The following is a 26,476-nucleotide window of genomic DNA, read 5'->3' as shown; positions in this document are numbered from 1 at the left end:
CGGTCCCACCGCTGGTGGTGGCGCCAACCGGTTCGACAGACACTCCCTCCCGTCGGCACCCGGCATCACACTGGCGGCATGTTCCACACAGCGGAGAACATCCCGGCAGCCACGGCGGCGGGTACGGCGGAGCGGGTTCCGAGGAGGAGCAGGACCGCTCGGCTCCGCCTGTTCTGCTTCCACCACGCGGGCGGCAGCCCCTGGTCGTTCGCGGGCTGGGGGCAGCACCTCGGCCGAGGCGTCGAGGTGGTCCCGGTGTCCATGCCCCCGAGGTCGTCGGCCCCGGGAGGCGTCCCCGGCGCCGTCAGCACGATGGACGCCCTCGTACGCGAGGTGACACGTCAGCTGACTCCCTTCCTCGACGGGCCCTACGCCTTCTACGGGCACAGCATGGGATCGCTGGTCGCCCACGGTGCGGCGCAGCGGATCGTCGCCGCGGGGCGGCGCCCACCTGCGTCTTTCGTGGCCGGTGCCCACCGCGCGCCGCACCTTCAGGCTGCGCCCGGCCCAACCGTAGGACTGTCCGATAGTGCGTCCCTCGAGCTGTTGTTGGGTCTCGGTGGAGCCGGTCGGCTGCTCCGGGAGAGCCCCGCGCGCATGAGGTCCGTGGTGCACCGGCTGCGCGAGGACCTCCGCGTCGCCGCCACCCACCGGAATCCGGTTGCCGGCCACCGGCCGCTGCCGTGCCCGGTGCACGCCATGCTCGGTGACCGGGACCCGCTGGTCCCGGCCGCGGACGCGGAGGCGTGGCGACTCCATGCGAGCGGGCCGTTCTCGTTCCGCTTGCTGCCCGGCGGGCACTTCTTCCACCGCGAGGACAAGGACCGCTTCTTCGCCGAGTTGGAGGACGTCCTGTGGGACGGCGTACGCTGACGCTCATTCACGGCTGCGGTGTCGTGGCCGAGTTCCCGGTGTCCGGTGGGCCCGGCGGTGCCTGCGCCTGTGTGGCCCGAACCGTGCGCAGTGTGATTCTCGCCGCTGACAGTGCGTGTCGGTGTGACCTACCTTCGGTCGGTATGGACGCCACGCCCCCCGGGGCCGAGACGAAGAAGAAGCGGCGCACCCAGCTGGCGCACTTCCTGCGCACCCGCCGAGCCGCGCTCTCCCCCGAGGACGTGGGCCTGGCGACCGCCGGCAGGCGCGCCAGGGTCGGCCTGCGCCGCGAGGAGGTCGCGGTCCTGGCCGGAGTCAGCGCGTCCTGGTACGCCTGGCTGGAGCAGGGCCGCCCCATCAAGGTGTCGGACGGCATCCTGGACGCGATCAGCTCCGCCCTGCGGCTCGACGAGCTCGAACGGGTCCACCTGTACCGCCTCGCGGACGCCAACCCGCCCGTCCCCCTGCGGCCCCTCGGCACCGCCGACCCGGAGGTCTTCCAGCGGATGGTCGACACCCAGCTGTCGGGGCCCTCCTGTGTCATCGACCGCTACTGGGACGTCGTCGCCGCCAACCGCCAGGCCGCCGACCTGCTGCGCCTGACCCGTGACGGCAACGGCAACTTCCTCACCAGCCTGTTCACCGGCACCCACGGCGCCCGCTACCTGAACCGGCCGGAACTGGCCCGGCAGATGGCCGCCCGGTTCCGCCTCCAGGCCTCGTACGGGCCCGACGACCCGCGCTACGAGCAGATCGCCGACGCCCTGGCCGCCGCCGACCCCTTCTTCGCCGACCTGTGGGACCGCCACGAGGTCGAGGCGTTCGGCCCGGCCACCGTCGAAGTCGACGACCCGCAGGCCGGACACCTCTCCTTCGTGCTGTTCACCATGGACCTGGACGACGCCGCCAGCCACCGCCTCCTCGTGTACCTGCCGCCCGGCATCGCCGGCCCCGCACCGGTCTGGCCGTAGCGCCCCGTCCCGTCCCCTCCGAAGCCCCCGGCCCGCGGCCGGGGGCTTCCGCGTGCGCGCCGCCGGGAGGGTGGTGCTCCCGCCACCACCGCCCGTACCCACAGTGCCCGTACGGTCTGGAACGGGCCCGGCCGGCGGCGGAGAATCGACGTACGCATCCGGGACGGCGCGCCGTACGCGCCGTCCGTGCCGGGTCGCGCCCGCCGGCCGTGCACCACGGCCCGCCGGCGACGCCGTCTCGCGTCCGCCCCTCTTGCCCGAGCGGAGCGCGGCCCCTTTCCACCGTGCCCGGTAGCGGCGTCCCGCACCGGCGACCAGGGAGGCCACCTTGACCCACGTGTTGCCCCACGCGCACCCGTCCGCAGCCCAGGAGGTGGCGGCATGACCCGGGCAGCCGTCCTCACCGGCCTCGGGACGTACGTCCCGCCCCGCGTGGTGACCAACGACGACCTCTCCCGCACCATGGACACCACCGACGAGTGGATCCGCACCCGTACGGGCATCACCCGGCGCCACTGGGCCGACCCCGGCACCGCCACCGGCGACCTCGCGGTCGAGGCGGGCGCGCGGGCGCTCAAGTCGGCCGGATCCGCCGACGTCGACCTGGTGGTCCTGGCGACGACCACGCCCGACCACCCGTGCCCGGCGACCGCCCCCGACGTCGCCGCCCGGCTGGGACTGGGGAACGCGGCCGCCTACGACATCGCCGCCGTGTGCAGCGGGTTCGTCTACGCCCTCGCGGCCGCGGCCGGCGCCATCGCCTCCGGCACCGCCGAACGCGTCCTCGTCATCGGCGCGGAGACGTACTCCACCATCCTCGACCCGGCCGACCGCACCACCTCGGTCATCTTCGGCGACGGCGCCGGGGCCGTGGTGCTGCGGGCCGGCGAACCGGACGAGCCGGGGGCGCTGCTGGGATACGACCTCGGCAGCGACGGCTCGCTGAAGGACCTCATCACGGTCCCCGGCGGCGGCTCCCGGCAGCGCTCCGAGGCGGCCGGCGAGGCCGCCGACAGCGCGGGCTCCTCCGTCGGCGGGCGCCCTGCCGACAGCTACTTCACGATGCAGGGCAAGCAGGTCTTCCGGCATGCGGTCACCCGCATGGCGGCCTCGTCCAAGGCGATGCTCCGGCGCGCGGGATGGGAGCCGGAGTCGGTGGACTGGTTCGTCGGCCACCAGGCCAACGTCCGCATCCTGCATGCCGTGGCCGACCAGCTCGGGATGGACCGCGGGCGCACCGTGGTCAACCTCGACCGTGTCGGCAACACCTCCGCCGCCTCCATCCCCCTCGCCCTGGCCGACGCGATCGCCGCCGGGCAGGTCGGTCCGGGCGACCGGGTGCTGATGAGCGCCTTCGGCGGCGGCGTGACGTGGGGCTCGACCGCCCTGGTCTGGCCGGACATCAGCCCCCACTGAGGACAGCCCCCGAGTCGGCCGCCGGTCACACACGACCGGCGGCCGACGGCCGTCTGCACGGACCGGCGGCCTCCAGGCACAGCGCCACCGCACACCCAAGGCCCTACCGGCCGCATGAGAAACAGGAGTTGGAAGCATGGCCCCCACCACCGGTTCGACCCGCCCCATGACCATCGGCATCCTGGGCGCGGGCAACATAGGCCGCCCGCTCGGCCGGCACTGGCTCGCCGCCGGGCACACGGTGACCTTCGGCTCCCGCGACCCGGGCAGGCTCGGCCCGTTCGTCGAACTGCTCGGCGACCGGGCGCGCGCGGCGACGTACGCGGGGGCCGTCGAGGCCGGTGACGTCGTCCTGCTGGCCGTCCCGAACCCGGTGCTCGGCGGACTGCTGGAGCAGCTGGCCGACCGGCTCGCCGGGAAGACGGTGATCGACGCGACCAGCCCGATCGGCGTCTCCGAAGACGGGCTCTTCGTCTCGCAGCTCGGCCCGGGCACCACCCAGGGCAGCTGGACCGCCGAGCGGCTGCCGCACAGCTCGGTCGCCCGCGCGTTCACCCACTTCCCCGACGAACTGCTGTGGTCGCGCGGAACCCAGCAGCGGCACTTCTGGGGCATGGGCATCGCCTCCGGCGACCCGCGGGCCCGCCGGGTGGCGGAGGCCTTGGTGCACGACGCCGGCTTCGTCCCCGTCCACCTCGGCGGGCTGGAGGAGTCCGCCGCCGTGGACCCCGGCGGCCGGCTCTTCGGGTACGTCTCCACGGCCGCGGGCCTGCGCGCGGCGGCCGGCCTCGCCGGCTGACCGCGGGGCCCGTACGGGCGCGTGCGGTGTACGTGCCGTGCACGTGCGCACCCGCGCCAGGACACGGCGTACGGCCCGCCCCCTCCGGGGACGGGCCGTACGCTCGGCGGCGGCGCCTACCTCTCGCCCGCGCCCTGCGTGGCGAGGGAGAGGGGCTCGGGGGTGGGGCGCACGACCGCCGGCTTCTTGCGCGGGCTCGACCAGCGGCGGGTGATCGGCCGCTCCACCAGGGCGTACAGCGCCCAGGAGGCCAGGATTCCCGCGGCGATGAACAGCACGGCGAGCGCGACGGCCTCGGGGACCGAGTACGCCTTGCTGCCGAGCAGCTTCCACAGCGCGACCATCACCGTGTAGTGGACCAGGTAGAAGGCGAAGGAGATGTCGCCGAGCCAGACCATCACGCGGTTCCGGAAGAGCGTGAACCTGCCCTCGGCGTCCGCGATGGCGCCGGCCGCGATCAGCAGGGCGGCCGGGATGACGCACACGGCGCGCGTCGAGTAGATCGGCGGGGTGAAGTAGCCGACGGCGTAGCTCACGGCCAGCAGGACGCCGGACCACACCATGCCGATGTTGCGCCAGCGCCCTGCCATCACGGAGCGGGCGACGAGGATGCCGAGGGCGAAGTCCAGCACGCGGGGGAGCGGCAGGATGTAGGAGACGAAGTACTGGTTCACCGAGGTGCCGGGCTCGGTGTCCATCATCGCCGTGCCGGCCGGGACCAGCAGCTCCGACAGGAACGGCGTCGCGATGATCCCTGCGGCCACCGCGGCGGCCCACAGGTTCAGCCGGTGCGCCGGGATCTTCCGGATCCAGTGGATCAGGACGGGGAAGAGGAGGTAGAAGACTGCCTCCACGCCCAGCGACCAGCCGGCCGGGTTCACGCCGAAGTTGATCGCGAAGTCCGGATACCAGACCTGGACCATGAAGAAGTTGAGCAGCCCGGTCGTCGTGTCCGTGATCGGCGCGGCGAACACCAGCATGGCGAGTGCCCAGACGAGCACGTAGTTCGGGACGATCTTGAGGAACCGGCGGCGCCAGAAGCGCGGCGCGGTGTCCGTCTCCCGTGCGGACCAGGTCAGGACGAAGCCGCTCAGCACGAAGAAGAACGTGACGCCGAGCGCTCCGGCGTGGGCCACCGCGTCGTAGTAGGCGACCGCGGCCGAGCTGCTGCTGAGCCAGGGCACGCCGAGGAAGGCCAGGAGCGCCGCGTGGTAGAGGAACACCACGAAGGCCGCGGGGAAGCGAAGGCCGGTCAGTGTGTCGAGGCGGGTCACCCGGGCACGTCCAGGCGCCGCCGGGGCGGCTGGCGGGGACGTGCTGCCCGCCGCCTCGACCTCCGTCACACGCATGCTGTCCGTCGACACGTTTCTGCTCCTTCGGAAGAGGGGGGATCCGCGAACTGAGTGGTGCCGCGAGTGCGGCGGCGGCGGGCTTCCGGCGGCGGCACCGGATACGCCGATGCCCTGGTCCGAGGGGGGAAGGGGCCGGGTGGGACGCCGGGGGACGGGGCCGGGGGATCGCTCCACGGCTGCGCACCACGGGTGGCGACCCGGCAGGCATCGGATGCCTGGAAAGCTACCGGAACCACCGCCACCGTGCCGGGGTCGGTTCATCCGGGTGGTGCCACCACCACCGCGGGGCGCCAACAGGGCTGCGACAGGACGGGTTTCCGGCCGGGGGGCACAGCGAACCGGCCACCGGCTGGTGCTCCCACCACCACGATCAGGAAGCACTTCATCCGCTCGCCGCGGGCGCCGCACAATGCGTCAGCGAACCCCATCGGCGCGAGCTGAACGGGCACCGGCATTGGCGCACCACTCCGCGCTCCGGGCCGCCCTCGCACACGACGCCCCCCCGAGACCCCCACCGCCGGACCACCGACCCGGGAGCCACCATGTCCCACAGTGCCACCAGCCAGCGCACCGACCACCCCGGAGCCGGGGCCCCCGCCGCTGGGGCCCTCGCCACCGCGCCGCCGCCCGGCCCGTCCGACGCGGCCACCCCGTCCGCGGAGGCCCCACCGGGCTCCGCATGGCGCGGCTGGCTGGCCGTGATCGGACTGGCCCTCGGCGTGTTCTCGTTCGTCACCACCGAGACCCTGCCCATCGGCCTGCTCCCGTCCATCGCCGAGGGCACTTCCGTCTCCCTCGGCTCCGCGGGCTTCCTGGTGACCGGCTTCGCCGCCATCGCCGCCGTGACCGCAGCGCCCCTGACGGCGCTGACCGGGCGCATGGACCGCAAGTGGCTGCTCGTCACCCTCATGGCCTTCTACATCGCCGGCAACCTCATGGCCGCCGTCGTCTCCAGCTACGCCCTGCTCCTGACCGCGCGCATCATCGTCGCCCTCGCGCACGGCGTGTTCTGGTCCATCGCGATCGCCGTCGCCGTCCGGCTCGTCCCCGAACGGCACGCGGTGAAGGCCACGTCGGTCGTCCTCGGCGGGATCTCCCTCGCCTCCGTCGCCGGCACCCCGCTCGGGACCGCCGTCGGGCAGTCCGCCGGCTGGCACACCGCCTTCGTCTGCGTCGGCCTCCTCGGCTTCCTCGTGCTCGCCGCGAGCCTGCTCTTCATGCCGGCCCTCCCGGCCAAGGGCCGCGGCGACCTGAAGGCGCTCGTCCACGTGCTGCGGCACCGGGCGCTGCGCGTCGCCGTCGGTGTCACCGCGCTCATCATGAGCGGCCACTTCCTCGCCTTCACGTACGTCGCCCCGTACCTGGAGGAGGTCACCGGCATCCGCCCGTCGCTCGTCGGCGCGCTGCTGCTCGTCTTCGGCGCGGCCGGCCTCGTCGGCAACTTCGCCGCCGGCGCGGTCGTCGGCCGGGCCCTGCGCACCAGCCTGATCGCCAGCACCGGCCTGATGGCGCTCATCATGGCGGTCATGTACGCGGGCGGCGCCAGCGGTCCGCTGGTCATCGCGATGCTCGTCTGCTGGGGCATCGTCTACGCGGCGCTGCCGGTGGCGCTGCAGACCTGGGTGATGCGCCTGGTCCCCGAGGAGAGCGAGGCCGCCTCCTCCCTGTACGTCGCCGCGTTCAACGGGGCCATCGGCATCGGCTCCTTCATCGGCGGCCTGGTCATCGACGCCTCGGGCCCGCGGCCGGCGATGCTCGCCGCCGGTGCCTTCGCGCTCGCCGCGATGCTCGTGACCTTCTTCTTCGGCCGGAGGAGCGGCGCAGCCTCCGCCCGCTCCTGACCCCGGCGTGCCGCGGGCCGCGGCGCCGCAGCAGGCCGTGCGCACGGGCGCCGGCCCCGCAGCGGCGCCGCGGCCCGCCGCGCATCCCGGCCGCCCCGCCCCGACTCGGCGGACGGACTTGCCCGGACTCCGTCAACTCGCCCCGCCCGCCGCCCGGCAGGCGGCCCGGACTGGACGAGGATGCGTGGTGGCTGTTCGGCGCAGAGGCTGTCGTGGGCCGGGGGCCGGCTCCATACTCGACGAATCCCTCCGCCAGGCAAGAGAGGTGCGATATGCGGCGTACGACCGGAGGGCCCCGGACCTTCCATCTCTGGTCGCTCTCCGAAGACGTGATCATCGACCAGGGGGCCGGCGGCGCGCTGCTGCTCACGAGCCGCTGGGGGCAGGACCGGCTCGACCGGCCCAGCCCCGCCGTACGGGAGGTGCTGCGGAGGATGGAGCTCGGGCCGGTGCTGCTGGCCAACGCCCTGAGCAGCCCCGAGGACCAGTGCCGCACCGCCCTCCCGACCCTCGACAGGCTCTCGCACCTCGTGGTGCGCACCCTCGGCGTGGACGACCTGAAGGGGCCGCTGCTGTCGGTGTTCCCGCTGTCGTCGGGGGCGCCGTTCGTGCGGATCCGCCCGACCGGCGACTGCCGCGTACGGCTGCCCCGGCACGTCGCGCTGACCGTGCCCGACTCGGGCGCCGGCTGCGTGCTCGAGTCCGACGACTCCCCCCACCGGGTCGTCCTGCACCGCCAGGAGGCCGCCTGGGTGGCGATGACGCTGGCCTGGCCGACCACGCTCACCGCGGTCTCCGCAGCCCTCCCCCTGCCGCGGCAGGTCACCGAGGACATCGTCGGCTACCTCGCCGGCGCCGGGCTGGCCACCCTCGTCGACGAACACGGCATGACCGGGGGCGCACCGCGTCCCGCTTGAACGCTCCAGAGCGGCCCGCTCCGGCCTCGAGGGTTCCTCCAGGCACCTTCTGGCCACTGCCTCAATAGTGCCGCCAGCAGCGGGAGAGGCCCGCGACTGGTCGACGGAGTGGACATGCTGAACGCGGATGCATTCCGCCAGGTATTCGGTACGTTTCCAACCCCGGTGGCGATCGTCACCACCCTCGGCGAAGACGGCGAGCCGAGCGGATTCACCTGCAACGCCTTCTCCGCGGTCTCCGCGGCCCCGCCCCTGCTCCTGGTGTGCGTGGGCAAGGGGTCCCGGACCCTCCCCGCGATGCTCTCCTCGGGGGTGTTCGCGCTGAACTTCCTCGCCCGGCAGGGGCAGGCGACGGCGCGGACCTTCGCGGGCAAGTCGGAGGACAAGTTCGAGGGCGTCGCCTGGCGCGCCGGGCTCGCGGGGGTGCCCGTGCTCACCGAGGCGGCCGTCGCGTACGCGGGCTGCCGGCTCGTCCAGACCGTCGAGGCGGGAGACCACCTGCTGCTGATAGGGCGGATCGAGGAGAGCGAGACCTATCCCGGCACCGCCGCCCTCTACCAGCGGGGGGAGTTCGGCACCTGGGAACCGGAGAGCCGCCTGGCCCTCCAGACCCTCTGAGAGCAGGGGGCCGCCGCATGCGCAGACCGCGGGTGCGGCGGCCCGCGCGCCGGGCCGCACCACCGGGTCTCAAGAGGATCTCGAGCGGCCTGGTGCATCTTGCCCACGTCATTTTCCGCCCCGACACGGAGGTCGGCCATGAGCGCCGCGGTGAGCAGCGAACTCTACGCCCAGGTACAGCACTTCTACGCCCGCCAGATGCAGGCGCTCGACAACGGCCGGCTGGAGGAGCACGCCGGGACGTTCACCGAGGACGGCAGCTTCGCCCTCACCCCGGGCACCGAGCCCGCCGTCGGCCCCGCGGCCATCCTGGAGGAGCTGCGCGCCTTCATGAAGCAGTTCGAGGGCAACCCGACGCAACTGCGCCACTACTTCAACCAGATCGTCCTGGACCCGCAGGAGGACGGCAGCCTCGTCTCGACGGTCTACGCCCTGATCGTGCAGACCCGCCCGCGGGAGCAGCCGGAGATCGGCGTGAGCATCGTCCTCCACGACGTCATCGACACCGCGGGCGACCGCTTCCGGCTGCGCTCCCGCGCCGTCGCCTACGACCAGGCGGCCTGACCCGCCGGCGGCCGGCGGTGGGCGGCGCCGGCGGCCGCCTGCGGGCGGAACGCACGAAGCTCCTGGCGGACACGGGCCCGTGGGATCGGGACCCGTGCACCAGGAGCTTCGTCGTTGCGTACGTTCCCCCGTGCCTCCGCTAGGCCGGCAGCGCATGGGGGACCGGGGCGGACAGGTGCAGGTCGGTGTCGTTGGCCAGGATGGACTGGTGAAGCCGCTGGAGCCGCGGCGACGGTTCCACCCCCAGCTCCTTGATCAGTGCGTGGCGCAGCGCCTGGAAGGCGTCGAGCGCACGCCAGGGGTGTCCTGCGCGGTACAGCGCGGTCATCAGCTGGGCGGAGAAGGTCTCGTGGATGGGCTGCTGGCTCACCAGCATCCGCAGCTCGCCGATGATCTCCGCGTGCCGGCCCAGGCTGAGGTCGGCGTCGAGGCGCATCTCCAGCGCCCAGGCGCGCTCCTCCTGCATGCCGATGACCTCCGTGCCGAGGATCTCCCCGACGGGTACGTCGGTGAGGGCCGGCCCGCGCCACAACTGCAGGGCGCGGCTGAGGTGCGCGGAAGCCGAGCCGGGGTCGCTGTCGGCCAGGGCGCGGTCGCCCTGGCGGACCAGCTGCTGGAACTCCAGCAGGTCGAGGGTGAAGTCCTCCGGGGCGAGCCGGTACCCGCCGTAGCAGGTCGCCAGGACGTCCTTGGCGGTGCGGCCGGTCCGCTCCACGCCGGCTTCCGTGAGCTTGCGGCGCAGTTGGAGGATGTAGGTCTGGAGCGTGGTGGCGGCGCTCCGCGGGATGGCGTTGCCCCACAACTCGGCCATCAGCGTCTCCACCTGGACGACGCGGCCGGCGCGGATCGCGAGGAGCGCGAGGATCTGTCGGGGTTTTCCAGCGGTGGGCACCACGGAGACGTCGTGCATACGGGCTTCGAGCGGTCCGAGAACTCCGAATTCCATGGAGCCAGCATCGCAGTCCGGTCGAGCGGCGAACCAGTGACGCGAACACGGGTGGACGTGAAGATCTCACATGCCGCCGGGCGGTTCCGAACCGCCCGCCGGACGGCCGCGCCGGAGCCCGGGAACGGCCAGGAGCCGGCCCTGGAAGGCGGGCCGTGCACGGCCCGCGGGCGGCACTCCGCAGCCGGCAGAGGCACCGCCCGGATGCTGGTGGCTGCTCCGGCCGCTCGCGGGCCTCAGCCGTTGACGAAGCCGAGGCCGGTCGCGTCGTAGCGCGTCCCCGAGAACCGCCCGGGCGGGGCGACGGCTTCGATCGCGGCGAGGTCCTCGGGGGACAGCTCCACGGCCAGGGCCGCCAGGTTCTCCTCCAGGTAGCGCACCCGCCGCGTGCCCGGAATGGGCACGACGTCCTCGCCGCGGTGCTGGAGCCAGGCCAGGGCCAGCTGGCCGGCGGTCACGCCCTTCGCCGCGGCCAGTTCCTCCAGCCGTGCCACGATCGCGAGGTTGCGCTGCCTGTTGCCGTCGGCGAAGCGGGGGTGGCCGCGCCGGACGTCGTTGTCGGCCAGCCCGTCCACGGAGGCGTAGTTGCCGGTGAGGAAGCCGCGCCCGAGCGGCGCGTACGGGACGAAGCCGACGCCCAGCTCGCGGCAGACCGGGGCGGTCTCCGCCTCCAGGTCCCGCGACCACAGCGACCACTCGCTCTGCAGCGCGGCGATCGGGTGCACGGCGTGCGCCCGCCGGATGGTCCCGGCGCCGGCCTCGGACAGCCCGAGGTGGCGGACCTTGCCCGCCTGCACCAGCTCGGCCATCGCGCCGACGGTCTCCTCGATGGGCACCTGCGGGTCGACGCGGTGCTGGTAGTACAGGTCGATGTGGTCGACCCCGAGCCGGCGCAGCGACGCCTCGCACGCCTGCCGTACGTAGGCGGCGTCGCCGCGGACTCTGGTGGGCTCGCCGAGGCGGTTGGCGAAGCCGAACTTCGTCGCCAGGACGACCTCGTCGCGGCGGCCGGCGACGGCCTTGCCGATCAACTCCTCGTTGTGACCCGAGCCGTAGAAGTCGGCCGTGTCCAGGAGGGTCACTCCGAGGTCGAGGGCGTGCCGCAGCGTCGCGATCGACTGCGTGTCGTCCGTGGCGCCGTAGCCGTGGCTCATGCCCATGCAGCCGAGGCCCTGGGCGGAAACCGCCAGTGCGCCCAAGTGCCGGGTGGGGATGTCGGTCATGCTGTGCCTCCTGGGCGGGTCGATGCCTGCCCGTCATGCTGGTTGTTGGAGCGCGCTCCATGTCAAACGGGGTGTTTCCGCCGGCCGGAGCCGGGCGCCCGGCGCCCGCGGCACCGGCCGGCGGAGCGGTCCCGCCTCAGCGGGGGAACGCGTGGGACGCGTACTGTGCCGCGGCAGGGTCGAAGGCCAGGGCTATGTGCGTGGCGATCGAGTTGACGTCGCGCCAGATCCGCTGGAGCGGGCTGTCGGAGGTCTGGCCGGAGGTGCCGGCGGTGGCGAACATCCGGTTCACCGCGTTCACCAGCAGCTCGGTGGCCATGGCGTAGTCGCGGACGTTGCGGGAGGTCTCCTCGGCCGTGATGCGCGCGCCGCCGTCGGCGAGGCGCGCGGCCCGCTCCAGCAGCAGCGCGGCAGCGTCGATCTCGCCGGCGCTGCGGGTCAGGACCGATTCGTACGTGTTCCTGGAGGGCCCCGGCACGCCCGGCCGGCCGGCGCCGCGCTCCAGCCGCTGCACCGTGTCGCCGGTCCACAGCCGCAGCGCCTCGCGCGCGGCGCCGAGGGCGATCGGCGCGCAGGAGAGCCCGTTGACGGCCTGGACGGGGACGGTGTGGCAGTCCGCGTCCGAGGCGAGGGGCAGTCCGTCGAAGAGGCGCTGCCGCTCGGCGCTCCGCGACTCGGGTACGAACACCTCCTCTGCGATCAGGGTGTTGCTGCCCGTGCCGCGCATGCCGGAGCCGGTCCAGGTGTCCTTGACCGTGTAGTCGGTACGGGGCAGGGCGAACAGCCGCGCCGGCGGCGGCCCCGGCGGGGTGCTTCCGCCGCCCGGTACGACGGCGCAGAGCACGGCCCAGTCGGAGTGGTCGACGCCGCTGATGTACGCCCAGGAGCCGGACACGCTCCAGCCGCCCGGTACCGGAACGGCCTTGCCGGCGGGGGAGAGCGAGCCGACCACGAACGCGTCGGGCCCCTCGCCCCATATCTCGGCGTGCGCCTCCCGCGGCAGGCAGGCAGCCATCCGCGCCAGGCTCGACGCGACCGACGCGCACCATGCGGTGGCCGCACAGCCTTCGGCGACGGTGGCCACGGCGGCGTTGAACTCCTCGAAGGTCCCCTCCGTCCCGCCGAACGCGGCGGGGACGAAGTGCCGGGCGAATCCCGTCCGCAGCATGCCCTCCACGACGTCGGGCGCCAGGCGGCGCTGCTCCTCGGCGTCGGGGGCGTGGCGGCGGGCCAGGGCGGCCAGTCCTGCCGAACGGGCCACCAGTCCGGTCCCCCGGCCAGTCTGAGTGTGCATCCTGCCTCCTTGTCGGCGCCGATGATCGGAGCGGACCATGGCACAGCCCGGTGGACCACCACTCGGATCGTCCTCGAGCCGTCCATGACCGCTCCACCGCCCCGAAAGGCATGGCCGCGGCCGTGTCCCCTCCCATGGGACCGGGGCAGGGCCCGGGCGCGCCACCCCTGTGGAAATTGAAGGATCAAAGTCTCGTCGAACAAGGGAAGTTATCCACAGGGCTTTCGGGGGTGGCACCGGGCGCGGGACCTTCGGGGCATGACGAACGACCACGCATCCCGCACCCCGTCCCACGAGCCGCCCTCCCGCCCGCCGGGAGACCCGGCCCCGCCGCGGGTCACCCTGCGCAGCCCGGGCGAACTCGCCGACGCCCTGCCGTACATGCTGGGCTTCCACCCCACCGACTCCCTGGTGATGGTCGCCGTGCACGGCGAGGGCGGCCGCTTCGGCGGCCGGCTCCGGCTCGGCATCCCCCCGGTGCCGGCCGAGTGGGAGGACACGGCTCGGCAGGTCGCCGAATGCCTGGTCCACGGCAGCGAGCGGCGCGCCGGCCGGCCCGACGGCATCATCCTGTTCCTCTGCCAGGACCCGGAGCCCGGAGACAGCGGCCGGCGGGTCGTGGACCGGCTGCGGCCCCTGGCCCAGCGGATCCGGCTGGCCTGCGGGGCACTTGAGGTGCCCGTCCTCGAAGCGGTGTGCATCTCGGGCGGCCGGTACTGGTCCTACTGCTGCCCCGACGAGCGCTGCTGCCCGGCCGAGGGCCTGCCCCTCGCCGCCCCGGGCACCTCCGTGGCAGCGGCGGCCGCCACTTTCGCCGGACTGCGGATCCGCGGCTCCCTGCGCGAGTTGGAGGCCGGGCTGTCCCCGCTTCGCGGCCCCCTGGCCCTGGAGATGGAACAGGCCCTCGACCGGGCCGCAGCCGCCCTCGTGCCGAAGATCCTGGACGGGGCCACCCGCGAGCAGGTCGGCGCCGAGACCGTCACCCTGGCCCGCACCCTCCTGCGGCGCCTCTCCCTGGCCCCGCCGGCCGAGGGAGGCCCCTGCGCGGACGACTGGGACGACGCCCTCCTCGGCCACGACGAGGCCGCCTCCGTCATCCTCGGCCTCCAGGACCGGGAGACCAGGGACATCGCGGCCGAGTGGATGGAGGACGACGAATCGGCGGCCGCCCTGCGCCTGTGGCGTGCCCTCGCCAGGCGCTGCGTCGGCGCCTACGGCGAGCACGCGGCGGCCCCGCTCACCCTCGCGGGCTGGCTCTCCTGGTCCGCCGGCGACGAGCCGACGGCCCGGATCGCCCTCGGCCTCGCCCTCCGCGCCGACGCCGACTACCGCTTCGCCCAACTCCTCCACCACGCCTGCAACGAGGGCATCGACCCGGAGGGCCTGCGGGCCTGCCTGCGCGCCGAACGCAGGCGCAGGAACCCCCGCCGCACCGCGGCGGCCGACACCACCCGCCCGCCCGGCCGCCGCACCCACACCCACCGCCGCCGGAAGGGAACAGACCGATGACCTCCCGCCCCACCCCCGCTCCCCACCGCCGCCCCGCGCACCCCGCCCCAGCCCGCCCCGACCCCGAGGCGCGCTGCCGGAAGCCAGGCAGCGGGGCGCCGTCCCGGGGCGCCGGGCGGGCGGCTCGTCCGTGCCTGGGTTCCGGCCCGGCGCGGTGCGGGGTGGGCCGGGGCGTGACCCGGGTGGGGGCGGGGGCGTTCCCCAGGAGGGTGGCGGGGGCCCGGCCGCGCCGCCGCCGAGAACCGACCGGAGCGCAGACAGTCCACACGAGGCGACCCATGGCCCACCCCGCACCGCCCGCCCCCCGGCCCGAACTGCCGCCCGTGCACGGCGCCGTCATCTGCGTCTCGGCGCCCTGCCTGGTGATCTCGCCCGAACACGGCCAGCTGACCGGGCACGGCATGGACGGGATCTACCACTCGGGGCGGCGGCTGCTCTCCCGCTGCGTGCTGCGGGTCGCAGGCCGCGACCCGGTTGCCGTCCAGGGCCGCAGCACCGGAGCGGACCGGGCCGCGTTCACCGCGACCGTCCGCACCGGGGCCGAGGCCGGCCCCGACCCGGACATCGGCGTCGAGCGGGTGCGGCACGCCGACGGCACGGAGCGGATCGTCCTGCGCAGCTTCAACGCCCGGCCCCTGCGCCTGCCCGTCGAGGTGCTCCTCGGCACCGACCTCGCCGACCTCGCCGCCGTCGCAGCCGGCCGGGCCGGGCCCGAACTGCCTGCCGGGGTGCATGCCGCCGGCCTGCGCTGGAGCACGGGCGACGCCCAGGCCGTCACCACCGCCGACCCCGCCCCCGACGACGCGCTCGCCAGCGCAGGGCTGCTGCGCTGGCAGCTCGAACTGCAGCCGGGGGAATCCCGCACCATCGAACTGCGCACCACCCGGTCCCGCACGTCCCGGGCCCCCGCCGGGCAGGTCGCCAACCCCCTGGCCGACGCCAGGGCCGAGTGCGACGACCCGCGCGCCGAGGCCTGGTTCCGGACCAGCGTCGCCGACCTCGGCGCCCTCCTCCTGCGGGACCGGGAGGAGCCGGCCGACGCCTTCGCGGCCGCCGGTGCGCCCTGGCGGATCGGCCTCGCCCCCGCGGAAGCCCTCTGGGCGGCGAGGATGGCGCTGCCCCTCGGCACCGGGCTGGCCGCGGCCACCCTGCGCACCCTCGCCCGCACCCAGACCGGCGGCCGCGGGCCGGACGCGGGGAAGATCCCCGGACCGCTGCGGGGCGCAGGACCGCAGCTGCCGCCCGGCTGCACCGGCACCGAGGCCACCCTCGCCTTCCCCGCCGTCCTCGCCGAGGCCCGGCGCTGGGGACTGCCCGAACCGGAGGCCGAACCGCTGCTCCCCGCGGCCGAGCGGTGCCTGGACTGGCTGCGCTCGGCCCTCGGCGGCGACGGCTTCCTCGCCGACCCGGACCCCGGGCCGCGCCGCTGCGAGACCCAGGCCCATGCCCACCGGGCCGCCCTGCTGGGGGCCGACCTGCTCGACGCGTACGGCCGGCCCGGCGGACCGGAGTGGCGGGAGTGGGCGGCCGCCCTGCGGGCGCGCTTCCGGCAGCGGTTCTGGATCGACGGCCCGGACGGCGGCCGGCCGGCCGCGGCCCTCCACCCGGACGGCAGGCCGCTGCCCCGGCTGACCGGCGCCGCCGCCCACCTCCTGGACGCCGGCCTGCTCGGCGGGGGCCGGCTCGCCCCCGGCCTGCTCGACCCGGTCCGCGCCGAGCAGCTCGCCCGGCTGCTCGGCGCCCCCGCCATGGACTGCGGGTGGGGGCTGCGGAGCATGGCCGTACGGGAGCCCGGGCACAACCCGTTCGGCCACCGCTCCGGCGCGGTACGCCCCCACGAGAGCGCCGTGGCCGTCGCCGGGCTTGCCCAGTCCGGCTTCGAGAAGGAGGCCGCCGCCCTCCTGAGGGGCCTGCTCGACGCGGCGGAGGGCTTCGGCTACCGGCTGCCCGAGATGTACGCCGCCGAGCAGCGCACGGCGGGCAGCGCTCCCCTCCCGCACCCCGCGGCCTGCCGCCCCGCCGCGGTGGCCGCGGCCGCCGGCATCCACGCCCTTGCGGCAGCCGCCGGGATCCGCCCGGACGCCCCGGCCGGCACCGTCGCCGTCTCCCCCCTGCCCGGCGCGCCGCTCGGCGCGCTGCGCCTGTCCGGCCTGCGGGTCGCGGGCGAACCCTTCGCCCTCCGCGTCAGCCGCCTCGGCCTCGGCATGGTGGAGGAGGCGGCGGATGCACTCCAACTCGGCGGATAGGCCGACGGCCGCCACCGCGTTGCGGGTCTTTGCCCTCCGGATCTTCAAAGCGCTGTTTATCGTCAGGAAGACGACTATGATCGCGGCATGCCTCCCTACGACCCGTCGGCCTATCCGCCGTTCGCCGTCACTGTCGACCTGGTCGTCCTCACCGTGCGACGCCACGCCCTCTGCGCGCTGGTCGTCCGGCGCGGCGAGCAGCCGTTCCAGGGGCGCTGGGCCCTGCCCGGCGGCTTCGTGCGCGGAGACGAGGACCTGGGTGCCGCGGCCGCCCGCGAACTCGCCGAGGAAACCGGCCTGTGCGCGCACGATCCCGCGGAGCCCGGCGCCGGCAACGGTGCGCACCTGGAGCAGCTGGCCACGTACGGGGACCCGAAGCGGGATCCGCGGATGCGCGTGGTCAGCGTGGCCCACCTCGTCCTCGCCCCCGACCTGCCCGCGCCCCGCGCCGGAGGCGACGCCAACAGCGCGCGCTGGGCCCCCGTCGACGAGCTGCTCGCCGCCGAGGGCGAGCCGGGAGCCGGGCTCGCCTTCGACCACGCCACCATTCTCGCGGACGGGGTCGAACGCGCCCGCTCGAAGATCGAGTACTCCTCGCTGGCCACCGCGTTCTGCCCGCCCGAGTTCACCGTGGGCGAGCTGCGCCGGGTCTACGAGGCGGTGTGGGGCGTGGCCCTCGACCCCCGCAACTTCCACCGCAAGGTCACCGGGACCCCGGGCTTCCTGGTGCCCGCCGGGGGGACGACGACCCGTCAGGGCGGTCGGCCGGCACAGCTGTTCCGAGCCGGCGGCGCCACCCTGCTCAACCCGCCGATGCTCCGCCCGGAGGCCTGACGCCCCGTCGGCGGCGCCGCCGACACGGAGCCGCATCGGGTGTCCATTGCGGGGCAAATCGGACATATCGCGTTACTTTGCCGGGGTACCCACCCTGCCGCAGAGCGGTCACACCCCCCGCGAGGGAAGCGATGCTCCAGGCCATCGGACTCACCAGCCGCCCCCGTCGACACCTCCCGCCGCTCGTCGACGACCTCACCTTCGAGGCCCGCCCCGGCGCCGTCACCGCTCTCCTCGGCGACCAGGGCTCGGGCAAGACCACCGCCCTGCGGCTGATGCTGGAACTCGAACCGGGCAAGGGCGTCACCTACTTCCGCGGACGCCCGCTGCACCGCATCCCGCATCCGAGCCGCGAGGTCGGGGTGCTGCTCGGCGACATCCCCGGCAACCCCGCACGGACGGTCCGCGGCCAGCTGCGGATGCTGTGCGCGGCCGCCGGGGTGCCCGCCTCCCGGGCCGACGCCGTGCTGGAGGTCGTCGGCATCGCGGGGCTCCGTGACGAACGCCTCGGCTCCCTCTCCCTCGGCCTGGACCGCCGCGTGGCCCTGGCCGCCGCCCTGCTCGCCGACCCCTGCACCCTGCTCCTCGACGAGCCCTGCGCCGGGCTCTCCCCCCGCGACCGCGGCTGGATGCACACCCTCCTGCGCGGGCACGCCGCCCTCGGCGGGGCGGTCCTGTTCACCACCGGCGACGCGAAGGAGGCCGCCCGCAGCGCGGACCGCGTCGTGAGCATCGACCGCGGCCGGCTCGTCGCCGACCAGGACGCCCCCGAATTCGCCCGGACCCGGCTGCGGCCCCGGGTCGCCGTGCGCACCCCCCACGCCGCCCGCCTGGCCGACGTCCTGAACCGCGAGGCCCGCGCCGGTCAGCGCCCGGTGGAGATCGTCGAGGAGGCCGGCAACCGCCTTGCCGTCTACGGCAGCAGCTGCGCGGAGGTCGGCGAGGCGGCGTTCCGCCACGGCGTGCTCGTCCACCAGATCGCCGACGAGACCGGCGACACCCGCGAGCCCGCGGCCGCCGTCCCGGCCGCCCGCACCGGATCCGACGGCGGCGACGCGGCCGCCGCCCCTGCCGCCCAGGCGCCCGGCCCGGCCACCGGCGCCGCCGGAGCCGCCGGCGCCGGCCGCCCCGCCCAGCCGGCGGCGGGCTCCTGGCCGGGAGCCGACGGCCGGCCCGCCTCCGCGGTGCGGCGCGTCGGCGGCCCGCTGCGCCCCCTGCGCTACGAGCTGCTGCGCGTCTTCGGCACCGCCGCGCCCGCCCTGACCGCCGCCACCGCCGTGTGCGTCTCCGCGGTCCTCGCCGTGCTCCTGGCCCGCACCGGCCACAGCTCCCAGCACCGGGTACTCGCCGGCTGGCCGGAGCTGCTGCCGCTGCCGCCCGCCGCACTCGGCGCCGGCCTGCTCGGAGCCCTGGCCTTCGGCGAGGAGTACCGCTACCCGGCGCTCGCCGCGGACCGCGGCACCGTGCCGCGCCGGCTCGGACTGCTCGCCGCCAAGCTCGGCGTCGGCGCCGCGCTCGCTCTGGGCCTCGGCGCCCTGGCCGTGGCCGCCGACGCCGCCGCCGTGCACCTCGTCTTCGGCGGCGGCCCGCTGCGCACCCCGGAGCACTGGGCCGTTCCCGCAGCCAGCTGGGCCGGCCTCCTCGTCGGCTGCACCTGGGCCGGGGTCCTGGCCTCCGGGGTCTTCCGGTCGGCGACCGCCGGCATGGCCGCGGTGCTCGCCGTCCCGGTCGGCGTGGTGCCGCTGCTGCGCGAGGTGCTGCACGGCCCGTCCGCGTACCCGGTCGCAGGCCTGGCGGCCCGGCTGCGCTCCCTGGCGCTGGCCCAGTGGCCCCCGGAGGCGGACCGCATGGTCACCGGAGTCCTCCGCGTGATCGCCCAACCCGTCGGCGCGGCACTGGCGTTGTCGCTGATGGTCCTGTTGTGCGCCTATGGGTTCACCGGACTGCGCAGCCGTGTCCGATGGTGACCGCTTGGCAGCCGGGCGCGCCCGCGCTCCGACCGGAAGCGCCCACTGCACGTGAACAGGACCGCAACTCCCCGCAAACGGCCCGGTTCTTTACGATAAGTCGTCAATTGCGCAGGTGGCACCGATCACCCTTTCGTGTGCTTTTCAGCAAAGACCTCAAGGGTCCTCGGGGCGCGGCCGACAAAGGATTCGTGAGTACCCTTGCGCACACCATGATGACCGCCGCCCGCCATGCCGACTCCGGCCTCGTCGGCCCGGGCGAACTCGACCGCTACCCGTATGCGGAAACCCCCGGGGCCGACCGCGTCGCCACACCGCACTGGGAGGGCGCCGACGTCGAGTTGGGCCGTGTCGGCCGGCGCGCCGCGGGCAGCCGCGGCCGCGGCCTGCACGGCCAACTCGTCCAGCAGCTCGGCCAGATGATCGTCTCCGGCGACCTCGGGGCCGACCGCCCCCTCGTCCCCGAGGAGATCGGCCAGCGCTTCGAGGTCTCCCGCACGGTGGTCCGCGAATCGCTGCGCGTGCTGGAGGCCAAGGGCCTCGTCAGCGCCCGCCCCAACGTCGGCACCCGGGTCCGGCCGGTCGCCGACTGGAACCTCCTCGACCCCGACATCATCGAGTGGAGGGCCTTCGGCCCCCAGCGCGACGACCAGCGCCGCGAGCTCAACGAGCTCCGCTGGACCATCGAGCCGCTCGCCGCCCGCCTCGCCGCCGGCCACGGCCGCCCCGACGTCCAGCAGCGCCTGGCCGACATGGTCGAGATCATGGGGCACGCCCTCGGCCAGGGCGACGCGATCACCTTCGCGCGCGCCGACAACGAGTTCCACGCGCTCCTCATCCAGGTCGCAGGCAACCGCATGCTGGAGCACCTCTCCGGCATCGTCTCCGCCGCACTCCAGGTCTCCGGCAGCGCGACGACCACCTGCGACCGCCCGAGCGAGGCGTGCGTCGCCCACCACGCACGGATCGTCGAGGCGCTCGCCGCGGGGGACGCCGCGGGAGCCGAGGGCGCCATGCGCCAGCTGCTGACCGTCCACCCCGAGGTCGAGCGCGTGGTGCCCGCCCCGCGAGAGCACTGAGCGGCGGCGGACGGGAGGCGCGGAGGTACTCGCACGTGTCGCCGGACCCGGCCGGGTCCGGCGACACCGGTGTGGGCGGCCCCTCCGGCCCGCCCCCGGCCGGCCCCGGACCGCGGTCCGCCGCGGGCGTGTGACCACGGCCACGAATTTTTGGGCGTAACGCTCTGCGAAGTCACGCGATGACCTAGAGAGGTGATGGCCGACGGAGGGAACAGCAGCCCTTGCGGGTGCTGTGAAGCTCCCCGGCCCCTGCCCGCGCCCCCGGCCCATCCCCAGTCGGTGGTCGTCGGCTCCGGTCCAGCACCACCCGGTCCGGGGTCGGAAGCCGTTCCCATCGTTCCGAGAGGTTGTTCGTGTCGGCCAGCACATCCCGTACGCTCCCGCCGGAGATCGCCGAATCCGAATCTGTGATGGCGCTCATCGAGCGGGGCAAGGCCGAGGGGCAGATCGCCGGCGATGACGTACGTCGGGCCTTCGAGGCTGACCAGATTCCTGCGACCCAGTGGAAGAATGTTCTGCGCAGCCTCAACCAGATCCTCGAGGAAGAGGGTGTGACGCTGATGGTCAGTGCCGCGGAGTCGCCCAAGCGCACCACCCGCAAGAGCGTCGCAGCGAAAGCCCCGGCCAAGCGGGCGGCCACCAAGACCGCCGCGGCGAAGACGACGGCTGCGCGGACCGTCGCCGCCGCGGAACCGGCGGCCGAAGCGGTCGACCCCGAGCCCGTAGGCGCCGCCGAGCACGAGCCCGGAGCCGAGCCCGCCGCCAAGAAGACGGCCGCCCGCAAGACGGCCGCCAAGAAGACCGCCCCCGCCAAGAAGGCGGCGGCGAAGAAGGCGGCCGCCAAGAAGACCGCCGCGAAGAAGGACTCCGACGAGGCTGGCGAGGAAGAGCTCCTGGAAGAGGGCCCCGCCGAGGTCAAGGCCGAGGGCGAGGAAGAGGAGGACGGCGGCGAGGCCAAGGGCTTCGTCATCTCCGACGACGAGGACGACGCGCCCGCCCAGCAGGTCGCCGTCGCCGGCGCCACCGCCGACCCCGTCAAGGACTACCTCAAGCAGATCGGCAAGGTCCCCCTGCTCAACGCCGAGCAGGAGGTCGAGCTCGCCAAGCGCATCGAGGCCGGCCTGTTCGCCGAGGACAAGCTCGCCACCTCCGACAAGCTGGCGCCCAAGCTCAAGCGCGAACTGGAGATCATCGCCGAGGACGGCCGCCGCGCCAAGAACCACCTGCTGGAGGCCAACCTCCGCCTCGTGGTCTCCCTGGCCAAGCGCTACACCGGCCGCGGCATGCTCTTCCTGGACCTGATCCAGGAGGGCAACCTGGGCCTGATCCGCGCGGTCGAGAAGTTCGACTACACCAAGGGCTACAAGTTCTCCACGTACGCCACCTGGTGGATCCGCCAGGCGATCACCCGCGCCATGGCCGACCAGGCGCGCACGATCCGCATCCCCGTGCACATGGTCGAGGTCATCAACAAGCTCGCCCGTGTACAGCGCCAGATGCTCCAGGACCTGGGCCGCGAGCCCACCCCGGAGGAGCTGGCCAAGGAACTCGACATGACCCCCGAGAAGGTCATCGAGGTCCAGAAGTACGGCCGCGAGCCGATCTCCCTGCACACCCCGCTCGGCGAGGACGGCGACAGCGAGTTCGGCGACCTCATCGAGGACTCCGAGGCGGTCGTCCCGGCCGACGCCGTGAGCTTCACGCTCCTGCAGGAGCAGCTCCACTCCGTCCTGGACACCCTGAGCGAGCGCGAGGCGGGTGTCGTGTCCATGCGCTTCGGCCTGACCGACGGCCAGCCCAAGACGCTGGACGAGATCGGCAAGGTCTACGGCGTGACGCGCGAGCGCATCCGCCAGATCGAGTCCAAGACCATGTCGAAGCTCCGCCACCCCTCCCGGTCCCAGGTCCTGCGCGACTACCTGGACTAGAGCCGCCGCGGCCACGCCGCCCGCCGACAGGGCCCGGCGCCCCGACAGGGGCCGCCGGGCCCTGTCCGTGCCCCCGCGCAACCCCCGGTCGGCACCGTGCGCGGGTGCGCACGCCCGCCGGGCGGCCCACTCTGGGTGCAGAAGCGCACACCCAGCGTCAGGAGGCCCGATGCGTCGACCCATCTCCCGTGCTCTGGCGGGCGCGCTGGCCCTGGTGGCGGGGGTTGCCGCCGCCCCCCTGGCCCGCGCCCCTCACGCCGCCGCGGACAGCATCGTGATCGGCGGCAGGCCGGTGAAGGCGGCGGACAGTCCCTGGGTCGTGGCCGTGGCCAGCCGTGACCGGTTCGGCGGAACGCGGGCCGGGCAGTTCTGCGGCGGCGCGCTCGTCGCCCCCACGCGGGTCGTCACCGCCGCCCACTGCCTGAGCCGGGAGGTGCTGGGCGCGCCGGTCGAGGCCGTCCGCGACCTGCGGGTGATCGCGGGGCGCACGCAGCTGCGGGCGGACGAGGGCCGCGAGGTCCCAGTCCGCTCGGTACGGGTGAACCCGGCGTACGACACGCGGAGCAACGCAGGCGACCTCGCCGTCCTGGAGCTCGCCGAGGCACTCCCCGGGCAGCACGTGCTGCCGCTCGCCGGGCAGGAGCACCCCGGCTACCGGGCCGGTGCCGAAGCCGCCGTGTACGGGTGGGGCGACACCAGCGGCTTCGGCGACTACGCGTTCGGGCTGCGGGCGGCGCAGGTCACCGTCCTGGCGGACGAGGTCTGCCAGGAGGCGTACCCGGGGGATGCGGACGGTGAGTACCGGCCCGAATCCATGGTGTGCGCGGGGCACGCCCGCGGCGGGCGGGACGCCTGCCAGGGCGACAGCGGCGGGCCGCTCGTCGCCGAGGGCCGCCTTATCGGGGTCGTGTCGTGGGGCCGGGGGTGCGGCCGCGCCGACAGCCCGGGCGTCTACACGCGGATCGCACCGCTGGCTGGCTTCGTGGCCGGGCCGGAGACGGCCCCGCAGCCTGGAGCGGTGCCCGACACGGCGTGGGGTGCCGAAAGGGGCTCCAAGGCCCCTGTACGGGCCGAAGAGGGGCGTCCCTCGCGTTCGGCACCGCAGACGTGAGGACGGGCGGCACTTCCGGGTCTCGGAAGTGCCGCCCGTCGACCGGCCTCGCCGGTCCTGGCTCGTCGGATGCGAGGTACAGGCCTGTCAGCGGTCCTCGGTGTCGGCGTGCGCCGCAGGAGCGGACGTCAGCCGCTCGGTCTCATCCTGTATTTCCGCGGCGATCTTCTTGAGTTCCGGCTCGAACTTGCGCCCGTGGTGGGCGCAGAAGAGCAGTTCACCGCCGCTCAGCAGGACGACGCGCAGATATGCCTGGGCGCCGCAACGGTCGCATCGGTCAGCGGCCGTCAGCGGGGTCGCGGGTGTCAGAACAGTAGTCACGTCGCCTCTTCTCTAGCTCGACGAGCTGTCGTACCAGGGTCAACATCCAACCAGGCCGAAAACGTTCCCGCTCGCGGCTTTTCCTCGAAACTTCCTTCCGAAGCTGGCCGGCTGCTGCCGGTTGGCGGCGAAGGAGCCGTATTGCGTTGCTTTACGGTTTCGCGTTGTCAGTCGTTCGCTTGTCGCAGTCGTCCTCCCCGGCCTGAGTGCCGGTTGTTCATGAGGACGTGCCCGAACCCTAAATGGTTCATGCCTCGAAGGGAACGTGATGTTTGCTTCACCCGCTCGGGGGATCGAACATCCGTGCGGATCTGCACTAGGCTGATGCAGGACGAGGGTGGCGTTGCATCGGCTCTACCAGGCCTCGGTACCCTTCGACGGGCGACCGAGCCACCCCGTGCACCACCGGGTCCAGAAATGAAATTCAGCGAGGAGCGAACTGCGTGACCGCCGACACGTCCGTGCCTTCCAGCGCGCTGCTGTCCGGAGCAGACCGGGACGGCTCCAACTACACCGCGCGGCACCTGCTCGTCCTCGAAGGCCTCGAAGCCGTCCGCAAGCGGCCCGGCATGTACATCGGGTCGACCGACAGCCGCGGCCTGATGCACTGCCTCTGGGAGATCATCGACAACGCCGTCGACGAGGCCCTGGGCGGCTACTGCGACCACATCGAGGTCATCCTCCACGACGACGCCTCCGTCGAGGTCAGGGACAACGGCCGCGGCATCCCCGTGGACGTCGAGCCGAAGACCGGCCTGTCCGGCGTCGAGGTCGTCATGACCAAGCTGCACGCCGGCGGCAAGTTCGGCGGCGGCTCCTACGCCGCCTCCGGCGGTCTGCACGGCGTCGGCGCCTCCGTCGTCAACGCCCTCTCCTCCCGCCTCGACGTCGAGGTCGACCGCGGCAGCTCCACCCACGCGATCAGCTTCCGCCGCGGCGTGCCCGGCGTCTTCACCGGCCAGGGCCCCGACAGCGGCTTCGACCCCGCCGGCGGCCTGCGCAAGGTCAAGCGCATCGCCAAGGGCAAGACCGGCACCCGCGTCCGCTACTGGGCCGACCGGCAGATCTTCCTCAAGGACGCCCGGCTCTCGCTGGAGACCCTGCACCAGCGTGCCCGCCAGACCGCCTTCCTCGTCCCCGGCCTGACGATCGTCGTGCGCGACGAGCGCGGCATCGACGGGGCCGGGAAGACCGAGGAGGTCTTCCGCTTCGACGGCGGGATCAGCGAGTTCTGCGACTTCCTCGCCCAGGACAAGGCCGTCTGCGACGTCCTGCGCCTCAGCGGGCAGGGCACCTTCAAGGAGACCGTCCCCGTCCTCGACGAGCGCGGCCACATGACCCCCACCGAGGTCACCCGCGACCTCGGCGTGGACATCGCCCTGCGGTGGGGCACGGGGTACGAGACGACCGTCAAGTCCTTCGTGAACATCATCGCCACGCCCAAGGGCGGCACCCACATCACCGGCTTCGAGCGCGCCGTCGCCAAGACCCTGAACGAGGTGCTCCGCTCCGCCAAGCTGCTGCGCGTCGCCGAGGACGACGTCGTCAAGGACGACGCGATGGAGGGCCTGACCGCGGTCGTCACCGTCCGCCTGGCCGAGCCGCAGTTCGAGGGCCAGACCAAGGAGGTGCTCGGCACCTCGGCGGCCGCCCGCATCGTCGCCGCCGTCGTCTCCAAGGAGCTCAAGGCCTTCCTGACCTCCACCAAGCGCGACGACAAGCAGCAGGCGCGCGCCGTGATGGAGAAGGTCGTCGCGGCGGCCCGGACCCGCATCGCCGCCCGCCAGCACAAGGAGGCGCAGCGCCGCAAGACGGCCCTGGAGACCTCCTCGCTCCCCGCCAAGCTCGCGGACTGCCGCAGCGACGACGTCGAGCGCAGCGAGCTCTTCATCGTCGAGGGAGACTCCGCCCTCGGCACCGCGAAGCTGGCCCGGAATTCCGAATTCCAGGCCCTGCTGCCCATCCGCGGCAAGATCCTGAACGTTCAGAAGTCCTCGGTCTCGGACATGCTGAAGAACGCCGAGTGCGGCGCGATCATCCAGGTCATAGGGGCCGGCTCCGGCCGCACCTTCGACATCGACGCCGCGCGGTACGGGAAGATCGTCCTGCTCGTCGACGCCGACGTGGACGGCGCCCACATCCGCTGCCTGCTGCTGACGCTCTTCCAGCGCTACATGCGCCCCATGGTCGAGGCCGGGAGGGTGTTCGCGGCCGTGCCGCCGCTGCACCGGATCGAGCTCGTCCAGCCCAAGAGGGGGCAGGACAAGTACGTCTACACGTATTCGGACAGCGAACTCCGCCAGACCCTGCTCGAATTCCAGCGGAAGAACATCCGCTACAAGGACTCGATCCAGCGCTACAAGGGCCTCGGCGAGATGGACGCGGACCAGCTGGCGGAGACGACGATGGACCCGCGCCACCGCACGCTGCGCCGCATCAACATCGGCGACCTGGAAGCGGCCGAGCAGGTCTTCGACCTGCTCATGGGCAACGAGGTGGCCCCCCGCAAGGAGTTCATCACCAGCTCCGCGGCCACCCTGGACCGCTCGCGCATCGACGCCTGACGGGCGGCCCGGCACCCGGGCGGAGCGGCGGGCCGGCACCTCGGACGGTGCGGCCCGCCGCTTCGCGTTCCCACCGGCCCGCCCTCTCCGCCCCATCACCTGT

At 74.0% G+C, this 26,476-nt stretch carries 21 protein-coding genes; 16 read left to right on the top strand and 5 right to left on the bottom strand.

The window, feature by feature from the left end; genetic code table 11:
- Positions 1–78: 78 nt before the first annotated feature.
- From MUK52_RS07665 to MUK52_RS07650, 4 genes are all read left to right on the top strand, one after another.
- Complete coding sequence (locus tag MUK52_RS07665; protein ID WP_114054535.1) at positions 79–873, top strand: thioesterase II family protein; 795 nt, start codon at positions 79–81, stop codon at positions 871–873.
- A gap of 143 nt (positions 874–1,016) precedes the next feature.
- Positions 1,017–1,844 carry a helix-turn-helix transcriptional regulator gene (locus MUK52_RS07660; RefSeq protein ID WP_114054536.1) on the top strand — a complete coding sequence of 276 codons (828 nt, stop codon included), beginning with the start codon at positions 1,017–1,019 and terminating at the stop codon, positions 1,842–1,844.
- Positions 1,845–2,225: 381 nt separating this feature from the next.
- A complete protein-coding gene (locus MUK52_RS07655) occupies positions 2,226–3,260 on the top strand; it encodes a beta-ketoacyl-ACP synthase III (protein WP_284575264.1) in 1,035 nt (344 codons plus the stop codon).
- A 136-nt stretch (positions 3,261–3,396) separates the two neighbouring features.
- Positions 3,397–4,059: an NADPH-dependent F420 reductase gene (locus tag MUK52_RS07650; protein WP_114054538.1), complete on the top strand. Its 663-nt coding sequence runs from the start codon at positions 3,397–3,399 to the stop codon at positions 4,057–4,059.
- 116 nt (positions 4,060–4,175) lie between these two features.
- Here the strand turns inward: MUK52_RS07650 and MUK52_RS07645 are convergent, their stop codons facing one another.
- Positions 4,176–5,423, bottom strand: coding sequence for an acyltransferase family protein (locus MUK52_RS07645; protein WP_246042370.1), 1,248 nt, complete (start codon positions 5,421–5,423; stop codon positions 4,176–4,178).
- A gap of 530 nt (positions 5,424–5,953) precedes the next feature.
- On the opposite strand from MUK52_RS07645, the gene MUK52_RS07640 reads away from it, so the two are divergent.
- The 4 genes from MUK52_RS07640 (at position 5,954) to MUK52_RS07625 (ending at position 9,351) form a co-directional block, all read left to right on the top strand.
- Complete coding sequence (locus MUK52_RS07640; protein ID WP_114054539.1) at positions 5,954–7,252, top strand: MFS transporter; 1,299 nt, start codon at positions 5,954–5,956, stop codon at positions 7,250–7,252.
- A gap of 272 nt (positions 7,253–7,524) precedes the next feature.
- On the top strand, positions 7,525–8,169 hold the full coding sequence (locus tag MUK52_RS07635; protein ID WP_284575260.1) for an NADH oxidase: 645 nt from the start codon (positions 7,525–7,527) through the stop codon (positions 8,167–8,169).
- Positions 8,170–8,283: 114 nt separating this feature from the next.
- Positions 8,284–8,787, top strand: a complete 504-nt coding sequence (locus MUK52_RS07630; RefSeq protein WP_114054541.1) for a flavin reductase family protein — start codon at positions 8,284–8,286, stop codon at positions 8,785–8,787.
- A gap of 138 nt (positions 8,788–8,925) precedes the next feature.
- A complete protein-coding gene (locus MUK52_RS07625) occupies positions 8,926–9,351 on the top strand; it encodes a nuclear transport factor 2 family protein (protein WP_114054542.1) in 426 nt (141 codons plus the stop codon).
- 139 nt (positions 9,352–9,490) lie between these two features.
- Here MUK52_RS07625 and MUK52_RS07620 read toward each other — a convergent pair whose 3' ends face one another.
- The 3 genes from MUK52_RS07620 to MUK52_RS07610 all read right to left on the bottom strand — a co-directional run bounded on the left by MUK52_RS07620 (position 9,491) and on the right by MUK52_RS07610 (position 12,814).
- Complete coding sequence (locus MUK52_RS07620) at positions 9,491–10,297, bottom strand: AfsR/SARP family transcriptional regulator (protein WP_114054543.1); 807 nt, start codon at positions 10,295–10,297, stop codon at positions 9,491–9,493.
- A gap of 236 nt (positions 10,298–10,533) precedes the next feature.
- Entirely contained in the window at positions 10,534–11,520 is a 987-nt protein-coding gene (locus MUK52_RS07615) for an aldo/keto reductase (RefSeq protein WP_114054544.1), read from the bottom strand.
- A 136-nt stretch (positions 11,521–11,656) separates the two neighbouring features.
- Positions 11,657–12,814 carry an acyl-CoA dehydrogenase family protein gene (locus tag MUK52_RS07610; RefSeq protein ID WP_284575257.1) on the bottom strand — a complete coding sequence of 386 codons (1,158 nt, stop codon included), beginning with the start codon at positions 12,812–12,814 and terminating at the stop codon, positions 11,657–11,659.
- Between the two features lie 258 nt (positions 12,815–13,072).
- On the opposite strand from MUK52_RS07610, the gene MUK52_RS07605 reads away from it, so the two are divergent.
- The 7 genes from MUK52_RS07605 (at position 13,073) to MUK52_RS07575 (ending at position 23,488) form a co-directional block, all read left to right on the top strand.
- Entirely contained in the window at positions 13,073–14,323 is a 1,251-nt protein-coding gene (locus tag MUK52_RS07605; protein ID WP_174250357.1) for a DUF4192 domain-containing protein, read from the top strand.
- Between the two features lie 278 nt (positions 14,324–14,601).
- Positions 14,602–16,569 (top strand): glycogen debranching N-terminal domain-containing protein, encoded by a 1,968-nt coding sequence (locus MUK52_RS07600; RefSeq protein ID WP_114054546.1) that lies wholly within the window; start codon positions 14,602–14,604, stop codon positions 16,567–16,569.
- 87 nt (positions 16,570–16,656) lie between these two features.
- A complete protein-coding gene (locus MUK52_RS07595; RefSeq protein ID WP_114054547.1) occupies positions 16,657–17,403 on the top strand; it encodes an NUDIX hydrolase in 747 nt (248 codons plus the stop codon).
- 131 nt (positions 17,404–17,534) lie between these two features.
- Positions 17,535–19,370, top strand: coding sequence for an ATP-binding cassette domain-containing protein (locus MUK52_RS07590; protein ID WP_284575249.1), 1,836 nt, complete (start codon positions 17,535–17,537; stop codon positions 19,368–19,370).
- A 191-nt stretch (positions 19,371–19,561) separates the two neighbouring features.
- A complete protein-coding gene (locus MUK52_RS07585; RefSeq protein WP_114054549.1) occupies positions 19,562–20,449 on the top strand; it encodes a FadR/GntR family transcriptional regulator in 888 nt (295 codons plus the stop codon).
- Between the two features lie 347 nt (positions 20,450–20,796).
- A complete protein-coding gene (locus MUK52_RS07580; RefSeq protein WP_114054550.1) occupies positions 20,797–22,377 on the top strand; it encodes an RNA polymerase sigma factor in 1,581 nt (526 codons plus the stop codon).
- A 169-nt stretch (positions 22,378–22,546) separates the two neighbouring features.
- The gene (locus MUK52_RS07575) at positions 22,547–23,488 is read left to right on the top strand and encodes a serine protease (RefSeq protein WP_284575246.1); all 942 of its coding nucleotides are present in this window, start codon (positions 22,547–22,549) and stop codon (positions 23,486–23,488) included.
- A gap of 87 nt (positions 23,489–23,575) precedes the next feature.
- On the opposite strand, the gene MUK52_RS07570 is transcribed toward MUK52_RS07575, so the two are convergent.
- Positions 23,576–23,809 (bottom strand): DUF7455 domain-containing protein, encoded by a 234-nt coding sequence (locus tag MUK52_RS07570; RefSeq protein WP_114054552.1) that lies wholly within the window; start codon positions 23,807–23,809, stop codon positions 23,576–23,578.
- Positions 23,810–24,252: 443 nt separating this feature from the next.
- Here MUK52_RS07570 and MUK52_RS07565 point away from each other — a divergent pair, with 443 nt between their 5' ends.
- Positions 24,253–26,373, top strand: a complete 2,121-nt coding sequence (locus MUK52_RS07565) for a DNA gyrase/topoisomerase IV subunit B (RefSeq protein ID WP_114054553.1) — start codon at positions 24,253–24,255, stop codon at positions 26,371–26,373.
- The last annotated feature ends 103 nt before the right edge of the window (positions 26,374–26,476 follow it).

Origin of the sequence: Streptomyces sp. 2P-4 (assembly GCF_030167965.1) — a bacterium.
In the GTDB taxonomy this organism is placed as follows: domain Bacteria; phylum Actinomycetota; class Actinomycetes; order Streptomycetales; family Streptomycetaceae; genus Streptomyces; species Streptomyces globosus_A.
This window is presented reverse-complemented; position numbering and strand designations above follow the sequence as displayed.